Annotated in this window: 1 protein-coding gene (only partly in view); it reads left to right on the top strand. The window is 36.4% G+C overall.

The window, feature by feature from the left end; translation table 11 throughout:
- Positions 1-13815, top strand: the 5' end (the start) of a protein-coding gene (locus NBW36_RS01215) for a non-ribosomal peptide synthase/polyketide synthase (protein WP_250238582.1). 17859 nt of this gene lie beyond the right edge of the window; the window shows 13815 of its 31674 coding nt (coding positions 1-13815); the start codon lies at positions 1-3; its stop codon lies beyond the right edge, outside the window.

A 13815-nucleotide genomic window follows, 5' to 3' on the forward strand; every position in this document is an offset into this window, starting at 1 on the left:
ATGGGACGATTATTATTATCACCTTTTCATAAAATATTTTTTTATGAATGGAAATTAGATCCATATAGAAGTGATTACAATATAGTATGGGATCAGGAGTTAACAGGTAAATTAAATATATCTAGATTAAATGATGCTATTCAACGCTTTATTGCTGATCATGTAATATTAAATAGCCATATCGAAGAGATAGATGGAGAACTATATTGGATAAAGAACCCTAAAATATATGCATTAACCCATTTTAAAAATGGATTAACCAAACAAGATGTATTAGCATATATACAAAAGCCTTGTGAGTTAACAAATGGCCCATTGTATAGATTTGGATTGGCAAAAACACAAAGCAATCAGTACAGGTTCATTATTGTTTTGCACCATATAGTTGTAGATGGATTATCATTTGATCATTTTGTAAATGAGTTATCCAATTACTATAATAGCAAGTATTATACATCCGCTGTTTCTACTCAAGAGCAAGTATTAAAGATTTCAGCTTTATCTGATACATTGGTAAAAAATTACCAACGCAACCATGCAACTAGCAAGTTATTTTGGAGAGAAAAATTGTTGGACAGCGAACCTATAGATTTAAGTTTTCTACGCTTTAGATGCAACCATCCTATACAAGATGTATCTGGATGGTCAATCTCCGAGCTTACTGGTATAGGAGAGCTAAGGTTCAGCTTTGATCAAACAGTATTATTGAAACTAGATAGGTTGAAAGAACAATGTAACATAACCCCTTATCTATTTAGTCAGAGTATATTTGCCCTTTTACTGTACAAATACACTGGCCAAAATAATTTTGGCATAAGTTATCTAGTGCCCATTGAACAGGGAAGAGATTTCTTATATGGGGTCGGTTTTAATACCAATATCATTCTTTATAACTTTAGTCAAGTAAATAATATTTTAGATCTAATTGATCAATCTAAAGCATTTATCCAATCATTAAAATATGGGGTTGTTGACCATAGCTATCTACCTATATTTGATATTATATCAGTATCCGACAAATCTCTATTAGATGTCCAGTTTGTTCAGACGAACTTAAAAGATAAGCCTTTTGCATTTAAAGGTATAACAGCACAGGTTCATAGTAATACTAATATTGATCTATCTACAAAATTATTATTTGAACAAGAATTTAGGGATAATCAAATTTGTTATCGAGTAAGGTATAGATTAGATAACATTAACAGAGATTTATTAGATGACTTTATAGACAGCTATAAGCGGCTGTTTTTAGCCATCTTGGATGAATTGGTTGCTGTAAAGGATATAGCCAATTTAAAACCTATTATATCTTACTTGCTACTTTCTAAGGAACAATATGATCAAATTGTTTACAATTGGAATGCTACAGATAAAGTATATCCAGCTCATAAGACTATCCATCAGTTATTTGAAGAGCAAGTAGCAAGAACCCCAGATCATATAGCAGTAGTATATGAAGATGTAAGGCTTACTTATAAAGAGCTAAATGCAAGAGCCAATCAGTTAGCCAACTATTTAATAGAACATTATCAGCTTCAACCTGATGCGTTAATAGCCTTATGTTTGGATCGCAGTGCGCATATGTTGATAGTGATTTTAGCTGTATTAAAAGCTGGAGGAGCCTATGTACCCATTGACCCAAGCTATCCTGATGAAAGGATTCAGTATATATTAGAGGATACGGGTACTAAGTTAGTATTGACTAATGAGGTATACCAGAAAAGGTTAGAAGCTATTAATCAGTATAATTTGACCAATACAGCTGGAATAGCCAATCAGGAAGATATAGCAGTAAGTCAACTATGCGACATCTTAGCTATAGATGGTAAGCCTTTAGGGGAACAATTATTGTTACAATCAATAGCTAATCCAAATACAGAAACAATAAGTACGCATCTAGCCTATGTAATTTATACTTCAGGAACTACTGGTAAGCCTAAGGGGGTATTACAACTGCATGGTAATATTATGAGGTTATTTACAGCAACAGATAATTGGTATCAGTTTAGTGATAAAGAGGTTTGGACATTATTCCATGCCTATATATTTACCTTTAGTGTGTGGGAGATATGCGGAGCATTACTTTACGGAGGCAAGTTGGTTATACCCTCCTATGAGGAAACAAGAGAGCTCAACTTGTTTTACGAGTTATGCAATAAGGAGCAAGTAACCATATTAAATCAAACGCCTAGTGCTTTTTATCAATTTACAGAGATAGCTATTCGTAAGGAAAAACTAACCCACTTAAGGTATGTTATATTTGGCGGTGAAGCTTTAAAGCCCTTCCAATTACAAGATTGGTTTGCTTGCTATGGCTATGATCAGCCTAAGTTAATCAATATGTATGGTAGTACAGAAACTGCTGCGCATGTCACTTATAAACCAATAACACAACAGGATCTAGTAGCGTACTCATATATAGGTAAGATCATACCTGATTTAAAATCATATGTATTAGATACCACCTTAACTCCCTTACCAATAGGCACCATAGGGGAATTATATATAAGCGGAGCAGGTCTGGCCCGAGGTTACTTAAATAGAGCCGATCTTACCGCCGAGCGATTTATGGCCAATCCCTTCCAAACTGAAGACGAAAGAAGATCAGGAAAAAACGCAAGGTTATATAAAACAGGAGATTTAGTTAGATGGTTACCTGATGGTAATTTGGAATATATAGGAAGGAATGATTTTCAAGTTAAGATTAGAGGTTATCGTGTTGAACTAGGAGAGATTGAAGCTGCTTTATCTAGTTATCCAGCTATTAAACAAAGTGTGGTACTAGCTAGAGAGCATAAGGACAAGGCAGAGGGTGGAGTTGGTCATAAATATCTAGTGGGTTATTATGTAGCAGAGACTAGATTAGATGAAGGAGCAATACTTAATTATCTGCAATCTAAATTACCAGACTATATGGTACCTGCTCTATTAGTACACTTAGATCAGCTACCCCTTACCATTAATGGTAAATTGGATAGAAAAGCTTTACCAGAGCCTGAATTTACCAATCAAGATAGTTATGTAGCGCCAAGGAATGAGCTAGAAAGAAAGGTATGCCAGATATGGGCAGAGGTATTGGGATTAGCTGCAGATAAGGTAGGCATAGAGGATGATTTCTTTAGATTAAGGGGGGATAGTATTGTAAGTATTCAACTGGTCAGTAGATTAAGGCAAAAACTGGGATTACATATTCGTGTTAAAGATATTTTTACTTATAAAACCATTGAAAAACTTTATGATCATGTCTTAAGTAAAAAGGTAGACAGTGATGCAGAGCTAAAAACTGAGCAAGGTATGCTAACGGGTGAACTACCCTTACTACCGGTACAACAATGGTTCTTTGCACATAACTTTACTGCTGCTCATCATTGGAATCAAGCATTTCTAATCAAAACACCTAATTTAGATTTAAATCAACTAGAAAAAAGTATAGCGCAACTGTTCCAGCACCATGATGGCTTTAGGTTAAGGTATAAGAAAGTAGCAGAGCAGGAGCATTATGGGCAATATTATGATGCAAATGCAGTAGTAGAACCACTAAAGGTGTTAGATGTTAGGACATTGTCAGTTAAAGAAGGTAGTAAATCATTTGAGGCTAAGTTACGGGAAGTATTAACCGATTGGCAAAGTGAATTTGATTTGGAAAATGGACCAGTCTATAGCATAGGCTATATCCATGGCTATCAGGATGGTAGTAGCCGCATCCATTTTTCCCTACACCATTTAATAGTAGATGCGGTAAGTTGGCGTATATTAGCTGAAGACTTAAGAGCTATTTACTACAGTAAAGATCTAGGTAGTAAAGGCAGTAGTAACCGCCAATGGGTGCATGCAGTAGAGGCATATGCCGTTAGCCACTCATCTGAAAAAGACTACTGGATCCATGTTTTATCCGATTACAACAGCAGTCCATTGGATGTCTTGATGGTCAGTGAAACTACCTGCCACTACAGCAGCCTACAGCTAAGCAAGCAACAAACGGTCCGGTTGTTACAGGAAAGTAACCAAACCTATCATACCCAAATCAATGATTTATTACTGACAGCGCTTGGTTATAGCTTAGCTGAAATTACTCGCCATAAGGTTAACCATATTGTGTTAGAAGGTCATGGTCGAGAAGCTATTGATGGTAGTATTGATGTAACTAGAACATTGGGTTGGTTTACTACCATCTATCCAGTTCGCTTAGAGATTGGTGCATCATTAGCAGATAGTATCAAACATACCAAGGAAAATCTAAGAAAGATCCCTCATAAGGGCATAGGTTATGGCACTTTATTGGGTTATAAAAAGGATCTCCCCAGGATAAGTTTTAATTACCTAAGGCAATTTGATAAAAAAGATGGAATAGATCAATGGCCTATTGTTGGTGAAGCGACTGGTGTAACCATAGATAGTGCCAATCAAGATCCTTATATCATTAATATCAATGGCTTAGTAATCAATGGTCAACTGCAGTTTGATATATCTAGTAAGCTAGATACAGCCACTACCCAAAAACTGGCTCATACATTTAAGCAAAAATTGGAAGAGGTCATTGATCATACCATAGAGCAAACCAGAAGTTATTTAACCGTAAGTGATATAGATTACATCATCAGTCAAGAATGCTTGGATAGCTTACAAAGCGATAAAGAGGTAGCAGGAGTATATTTGGCCAATAGCCTACAGCAAGGCTTTATCTACCATGCCTTAAGCCAAGGAGATATCGATGATGCCTATCGCGTACAAGTGATTTGGGAATATCATACTCCATTAGATGTTGATCATTTAAAAGAAGCTTGGCTATTGGCTCAAGCTAAGTTTGGTAGTTTACGATTAAGGTTAGACTGGCAAGAGGAGTTGATTCAAATAATAGATAAGATAGGCCATTTAAATTGGCACTATATCGATGTAAGTCAAACACAAGATCTGGTTGCCCAATCTACTAAGATTAAGCAAATTCAAGAACAAGATCGACAGGAACCCTATAACCTAGCCTTAGGTAATCTGTTTAGAGTATATTTAATTAAACAAAAGAAAGATTTATATACCTGCATTTTTAGTAATCATCATGCCATACTAGATGGTTGGAGCAACCAAATACTATTTAAATATGTGCATGATACCTACTTAAAAGTACAGGCGCAAGCAGTCATACCATTAAAGGTAGATGTTAGTTATCCAGCTGCCCAGCAATACATACAGGCGCATCAAACAACTAATAAGGATTACTGGGATGCATATATAGCACAAATAGAAGAACGAACTGACTTAAGTGGATTATTATCCAGTAGTGGACAACAGTTACGCATCAACGAGCATAGACATATCCGTAATCCTCAGGATCAAATAGTAAGCATTACAGGTAACCTGTATGATGGATTAAAACAACTAAGCCAAGTAGCAGGTGTAACCTTAAATGCATTATTACAATATGTATGGCATAAAGTATTAAGTATTTATGGCAACAGTCTTCAAACGGTAGTAGGTACTACTGTGTCAGGTAGAAATCTTCCTATAGATGATATAGAACACTCAGTAGGGTTATATATCAATACCCTTCCTTTGGTAGTAGTCCATCAGAGTGATATAAGTGTTATAGAGGCTATCAGGAAGATCCAAAGCGATATCAATGAGATCAATAGCAGAAGCGATATAAGCTTGGCTAAGCTACAGAAAGAGGGTCAAAGGTTATTTGATAGCTTATTTGTATATGAAAATTATCCTGATTTAATTGGTAAGGAAGCGCATGAAGATATAAAAATAAGCTTTAAAGAATTGGTAGAGAAACTAGACTATCCATTAGCAGTAACAGCTTATGAAGCCAATCATCAGTTAACTTTTGCGCTTAAATATGCAGGGGAATTATTTAGTAAAGATACTATAGCAGATTTATTATTGATCGTTCAAGGCTTACTTGAACAAATAGCTGGTGATCCTGATCAGCAGGTATCTAATCTGGATTATCTTACCCCAGCACAGTATAATCAAATTATAGCTACCTGGAATGCTACAGATAAAGCATATCCAGCTCATAAGACCATTCATCAATTGTTTGAAGAACAGGTAGAGAAGACTCCAGGTCATATAGCAGTAGTATATAAGGAGGTAAAGTTAACCTACAGGCAACTCGATGAAAGCGCTAACCGGTTAGCTAACTATTTAATAAAACATTATCAGATTCAACCTGACGTGTTAATAGCCTTATTTTTAGATCGCAGTGAGCATATGTTGATAGCGATTTTAGCTGTATTAAAAGCTGGAGGAGCCTATGTACCCATTGACCCAAGTTATCCTGATAAGAGAATTCAGTATATACTAGAAGATACTGATACTAAATTAGTATTGACTAATCAGGTCCATCAGCAAAGGTTAGAAGCTATTAGTCAATATAATTTGACCAATACAGCTGGAATAGCCAATCAGGAAGATGTAGCAGTAAGTCAACTATGCGACATCTTAGCTATAGATGGTAAGCCTTTAGGGGAACAATTATTGTTACAATCAATAGCTAATCCAAATACAGAAACAATAAGTACTCATTTAGCCTATGTAATCTATACTTCAGGAACTACTGGTAAGCCTAAGGGGGTAATGGTAGAGCATAAAGGAATAGTAAATTATATTTTGAATTTTCAGAATTATATAGAGTTATCTTATAGTGAGAAAGTTGACCTGTCTTCAAGTCTTAGTTTTGATTTTACTGTTACAACTACATTATGTAGTTTGTGTTTAGGGTTCCAAGTTGCTGTTTATGGTGGTCAATTAGAAGATTTGGAATCATACAGAAATTATCTAGTCAATAATTCAATATCTATGGTGAAGCTATCACCAAGTTATGGTGAGTTATTAATTGATTTTTTAAATGGTACACGAATTAATAAAGTTATATTTGGCGGAGAGAAATTAGGTGTCACTATTCTAAGCAAGCTACCATATCTTAATAACAAGGTAAAAATATATGATGAATATGGTCCAACTGAAACAACAGTTGGTGTTTATTGCATTGAGATACATTCTAATGGTAATGTAGCTAAAAGAAATATATATGATAATTGTAAGTTATATGTGTTAGATACCACTTTAGCTCCCCTACCTATAGGAGCTATAGGAGAATTGTATATAGGCGGAGCAGGTCTAGCCCGAGGTTACTTAAACAGATCTGACCTTACCGCTGAGCGGTTTATAGCTAATCCATTCCAAACTGGAGAAGAGAAAAGATTAGGAAAGAATGCAAGATTATATAAAACGGGAGATTTAGTACGTTGGTTACCAGATGGTAATTTGGAGTGTATAGGAAGGAATGATTTCCAAGTTAAAATTAGAGGTTATCGTATTGAATTAGGAGAAGTTGAAACTGCTTTATCCAGTTATCCAGCTATTAAACAAAGTGTGGTACTAGCTAGAGAGCATAAGGACAAGGCAGAGGGTGGAGCTGGTCATAAATATCTAGTGGGTTATTATGTATCAGAGACTAGATTAGATGAAGGAGCAATACTTAATTATCTGCAATCTAAATTACCAGACTATATGGTACCTGCTCTATTGGTACACCTAGATCAGCTACCTCTTACCATTAATGGTAAATTGGATAGAAAAGCTTTACCAGAGCCTGAATTTACCAATCAAGGTGGTTATGTAGCGCCAAGGAATGGGCTAGAAAAAAAGGTATGCCAGATATGGGCAGAGGTATTAGGATTGGATGAAGATAAAGTAGGCATAGAGGATGATTTCTTTAGATTAGGGGGAGATAGTATTGTAAGTATTCAGTTGGTCAGTAGATTAAGGCAAAAGCTAGGATTACATATTGGTGTTAAAGATATTTTTACTTATAAAACCATTGAAAAACTTTATGATCATGTCTTGAGTAAAAAGGTAGATAGTGATGCACAGTTAAAAACTGAGCAAGGTATACTAACGGGTGAACTACCCTTACTACCGGTACAACAATGGTTCTTTGCACATAACTTTACCGCTGCTCATCATTGGAATCAAGCATTTCTAATCAAAACACTTAATTTAGATTTAAATCAACTAGAAAAAGGTATAGCGCAATTGGTCCAGCACCATGATGGCTTTAGGTTAAGGTATAAGAAAGTAGCAGAGCAGGAGCATTATGGGCAATATTATGATGCAAATGCAGCAGTAGAACCACTAAAGGTGTTAGATGTTAGGACGTTACCAGTTAAAGAAGGTAGTAAATCATTTGAGGCTAAGTTACAGGAAGTATTAGCCGATTGGCAAAGTGGATTTGATTTGGAAAATGGACCAGTCTATAACATAGGCTATATCCATGGGTATCAAGATGGTAGTAGCCGCATCCATTTTTCCCTACACCATTTAATAGTAGATGCGGTAAGTTGGCGTATATTGACTGAAGATCTAAAGGCTATTTACCATGGTCATAAGTTAGGCTTAAAAGGCAGTAGTTACCGCCAATGGGTGCATGCAGTAGAGGAATATGCAGCTAGTCATGCATCTGAAAAAGACTACTGGATCCATGTTTTATCCGATTATAACAGCAGTCCGTTGAATGGTTTGATGGTCAGTGAAACTACCTGCCACTACAGTAGTTTACAACTAAGCAAGCAACAAACGGTTCGGTTGTTACAGAAAAGTAACCAAGCCTACCATACCCAAATCAATGATCTATTGTTGACAGCCCTTGGTTATAGTTTAGCTGAAATCACTGGCCATAGGGTTAACCATATTGTGTTAGAAGGTCATGGTCGAGAAGCGATTGATGGTAGTATTGATGTAACTAGAACATTAGGTTGGTTCACTACCATCTATCCGGTTCGCTTAGAGATCAGTGCATCATTAGCAGATAGTATCAAGCATATCAAGGGCAATCTAAGAAAGATCCCCCATAAGGGCATAGGTTACGGCACTTTATTGGGTTATAAAAAGGATCTACCCAAGATAAGTTTTAATTACCTAGGACAATTTGATAAGAAAGATGGAACATTAGATGGATGGCCTATTGTTAGTGAAGCGGCTGGTATAACCGTAGATGGTGCCAATCAAGATCCTTGTATTATTAATATCAATGGCCTAGTAATCAATGGTCAACTTCAGTTTGATATATCCAGTAAGCTAGATATAGCCACTACCCAAAAACTGGCTGACGCGTTTAAGCAAAAACTGGAAGAGGTCATTGATCATACCGTAGGGCAAACCAGAAGTCATTTAACCACAAGTGATATAGATTACATTATCAGTCAAGAGCGGTTAGATCTATTACAGGAATCCAGAGAAATAGAAGGAGTATATTTGGCCAATAGCTTACAACAAGGCTTTATCTACCATGCTTTAAGCCAAGGAGACATCGATGATGCCTATCGCATACAAGTGATTTGGGAATATCATACTTCATTAGATGTTGATCACTTAAAAGAAGCTTGGACATTGGCTCAAGCTAAGTTTGGTAGTTTACGATTAAGACTAGACTGGCAAGGGGAGTTGATTCAAATAATAGATAGGGTAGGTTACTTAAATTGGCATTATATCGATATAAGTCAAATGCAAGATCTGGCTGCCCAATCTACTAAGATTAAGCAAATTCAAGAACAAGATCGACAGGAACCCTATAACCTAGCCTTAGGTAATCTGTTTAGAGTATATTTAATTAAACAAAAGAAAGATTTATATACCTGCATTTTTAGTAATCACCATGCCATACTAGATGGTTGGAGCAACCAAATACTATTTAAATATGTGCATGATACCTACTTAAAAGTACAGGCGCAAGCAGTCATACCATTAAAGGTAGATGCTAGTTATCCAGCCGCACAGCAATATATACAGACTCATCAGGCAGCCAATAAGGATTACTGGGATGGATATATAGCACAAATAGAAGAACGAACTGACTTAAGTGGGTTATTATCCAGTAGTGGCCAACAGTTACGCATCAACGAACATAGGCATATCCGTAATCCTCAGGATCAAATAGTAAGCATTATAGGTAATCTGTATGATGGATTAAAGCAATTAAGCCAGGTAGCAGGTGTAACTTTAAATGCGTTGCTACAATATGTATGGCATAAAGTATTAAGTATTTATGGAAACAGTCTTCAAACGGTAGTAGGTACTACTGTGTCAGGTAGAAATCTTCCTATAGATGATATAGAACACTCGGTAGGGTTATATATCAATACCCTTCCTTTGGTAGTAACCCATCAAGGTGATATAAGCGTTATAGAGGCTATCAGGAAGATCCAAAGCGATATCAATGAGATCAATAGCAGAAGCGATATAAGCTTGGCTAAGCTACAGAAAGAGGGTCAAAGGTTATTTGATAGCTTATTTGTATATGAAAATTATCCTGATTTAATTGGTAAGGAAGCGCATGAAGATATAAAAATAAGCTTTAAAGAATCGGTAGAGAAACTGGACTATCCATTAGCGGTAATAGCTTATGAAGCCAATCATCAGTTAACTTTTGTGCTTAAATATGCAGGAGAATTATTTAGCAAAGATACTATAGCAGATTTATTATTGATCGTTCAAGGCTTACTTGAACAAATAGCTAGTGATCCTGATCAGCAGGTATCTAATCTGGATTATCTTACCCCAGCACAGTATAATCAAATTATAGCTACCTGGAATGATACAGATAAAGCATATCCAGCTCATAAGACCATTCATCAATTGTTTGAAGAACAGGTAGAGAAGACTCCAGGTCATATAGCAGTAGTATATGAAGAGGTAAAGCTTACTTATAAAGAGCTAAATGAGAAATCTAACCAGTTAGCCAACTATTTAATAAAACATTATCAGATTCAACCTGATGCGTTAATAGCCTTGTGTTTGGACCGTAGTGAGCATATGTTGATAGCGATTCTAGCTGTGTTAAAAGCTGGAGGAGCCTATGTACCCATTGACCCAAGCTATCCTGATGAGCGAGTTCAGTATATACTAGAAGATACTGATACTAAATTAGTATTGACTAATCAGGTCCATCAGCAAAGGTTAGAAGCTATTAGTCAATATAATTTGACCAATACAGCTGGAATAGCCAATCAGGAAGATGTAGCAGTAAGTCAACTATGCGACATCTTAGCTATAGATGGTAAGCCTTTAGGGGAACAATTATTGTTACAATCAATAGCTAATCCAAATACAGAAACAATAAGTACTCATTTAGCCTATGTAATCTATACTTCAGGAACTACTGGTAAGCCTAAGGGGGTATTACAACTGCATGGTAATATTATGAGGTTATTTACAGCAACAGATAATTGGTATCAGTTTAGTGATAAAGAGGTTTGGACATTATTCCATGCCTATATATTTGACTTTAGTGTGTGGGAGATATGGGGAGCATTGCTTTACGGAGGCAAGTTGGTTATACCCTCCTATGAGGAAACAAGAGAGCTCAACTTGTTTTACGAGTTATGCAATAAGGAGCAAGTAACCATATTAAACCAAACGCCTGGTGCTTTTTATCAATTTATAGAGATAGCTATTCATAAGGAAAAACTAACCCACTTAAGGTATGTTATATTTGGTGGTGAAGTCTTAAAGCCCTTCCAATTACAAGATTGGTTTGCTTGCTATGGCTATGATCAGCCTAAGTTAATCAATATGTATGGTATTACAGAAACTGCTGTGCATGTCACCCATAAACCAATAACACAACAGGATTTGGTAGCGTACTCATATATAGGTAAGATCATACCTGATTTAAAATCATATGTATTAGATACCACCTTAACTCCCCTACCTATAGGAGCTATAGGAGAATTGTATATAGGCGGAGCAGGTCTAGCCCGAGGTTACTTAAACAGATCTGACCTTACCGCTGAGCGGTTTATAGCTAATCCATTCCAAACTGGAGAAGAGAAAAGATTAGGAAAGAATGCAAGATTATATAAAACGGGAGATTTAGTACGTTGGTTACCAGATGGTAATTTGGAGTGTATAGGAAGGAATGATTTCCAAGTTAAAATTAGAGGTTATCGTATTGAATTAGGAGAAGTTGAAACTGCTTTATCCAGTTATCCAGCTATTAAACAAAGTGTGGTACTAGCTAGAGAGCATAAGGACAAGGCAGAGGGTGGAGCTGGTCATAAATATCTAGTGGGTTATTATGTATCAGAGACTAGATTAGATGAAGGAGCAATACTTAATTATCTGCAATCTAAATTACCAGACTATATGGTACCTGCTCTATTGGTACACCTAGATCAGCTACCTCTTACCATTAATGGTAAATTGGATAGAAAAGCTTTACCAGAGCCTGAATTTACCAATCAAGGTGGTTATGTAGCGCCAAGGAATGGGCTAGAAAAAAAGGTATGCCAGATATGGGCAGAGGTATTAGGATTGGATGAAGATAAAGTAGGCATAGAGGATGATTTCTTTAGATTAGGGGGAGATAGTATTGTAAGTATTCAGTTGGTCAGTAGATTAAGGCAAAAGCTAGGATTACATATTGGTGTTAAAGATATTTTTACTTATAAAACCATTGAAAAACTTTATGATCATGTCTTGAGTAAAAAGGTAGATAGTGATGCACAGTTAAAAACTGAGCAAGGTATACTAACGGGTGAACTACCCTTACTACCGGTACAACAATGGTTCTTTGCACATAACTTTACCGCTGCTCATCATTGGAATCAAGCATTTCTAATCAAAACACTTAATTTAGATTTAAATCAACTAGAAAAAGGTATAGCGCAATTGGTCCAGCACCATGATGGCTTTAGGTTAAGGTATAAGAAAGTAGCAGAGCAGGAGCATTATGGGCAATATTATGATGCAAATGCAGCAGTAGAACCACTAAAGGTGTTAGATGTTAGGACGTTACCAGTTAAAGAAGGTAGTAAATCATTTGAGGCTAAGTTACAGGAAGTATTAGCCGATTGGCAAAGTGGATTTGATTTGGAAAATGGACCAGTCTATAACATAGGCTATATCCATGGGTATCAAGATGGTAGTAGCCGCATCCATTTTTCCCTACACCATTTAATAGTAGATGCGGTAAGTTGGCGTATATTGACTGAAGATCTAAAGGCTATTTACCATGGTCATAAGTTAGGCTTAAAAGGCAGTAGTTACCGCCAATGGGTGCATGCAGTAGAGGAATATGCAGCTAGTCATGCATCTGAAAAAGACTACTGGATCCATGTTTTATCCGATTATAACAGCAGTCCGTTGAATGGTTTGATGGTCAGTGAAACTACCTGCCACTACAGTAGTCTACAACTAAGCAAGCAACAAACGGTTCGGTTGTTACAGAAAAGTAACCAAGCCTACCATACCCAAATCAATGATCTATTGTTGACAGCCCTTGGTTATAGTTTAGCTGAAATCACTGGCCATAGGGTTAACCATATTGTGTTAGAAGGTCATGGTCGAGAAGCGATTGATGGTAGTATTGATGTAACTAGAACATTAGGTTGGTTCACTACCATCTATCCGGTTCGCTTAGAGATCAGTGCATCATTAGCAGATAGTATCAAGCATATCAAGGGCAATCTAAGAAAGATCCCCCATAAGGGCATAGGTTACGGCACTTTATTGGGTTATAAAAAGGATCTACCCAAGATAAGTTTTAATTACCTAGGACAATTTGATAAGAAAGATGGAACATTAGATGGATGGCCTATTGTTAGTGAAGCGGCTGGTATAACCGTAGATGGTGCCAATCAAGATCCTTGTATTATTAATATCAATGGCCTAGTAATCAATGGTCAACTTCAGTTTGATATATCCAGTAAGCTAGATATAGCCACTACCCAAAAACTGGCTGACGCGTTTAAGCAAAAACTGGAAGAGGTCATTGATCATACCGTAGGGCAAACCAGAAGTCATTTAACCACAAGT

Source organism: Cardinium endosymbiont of Oedothorax gibbosus (assembly GCF_936981045.1).
Classification (GTDB): Bacteria; Bacteroidota; Bacteroidia; order Cytophagales; family Amoebophilaceae; genus Cardinium.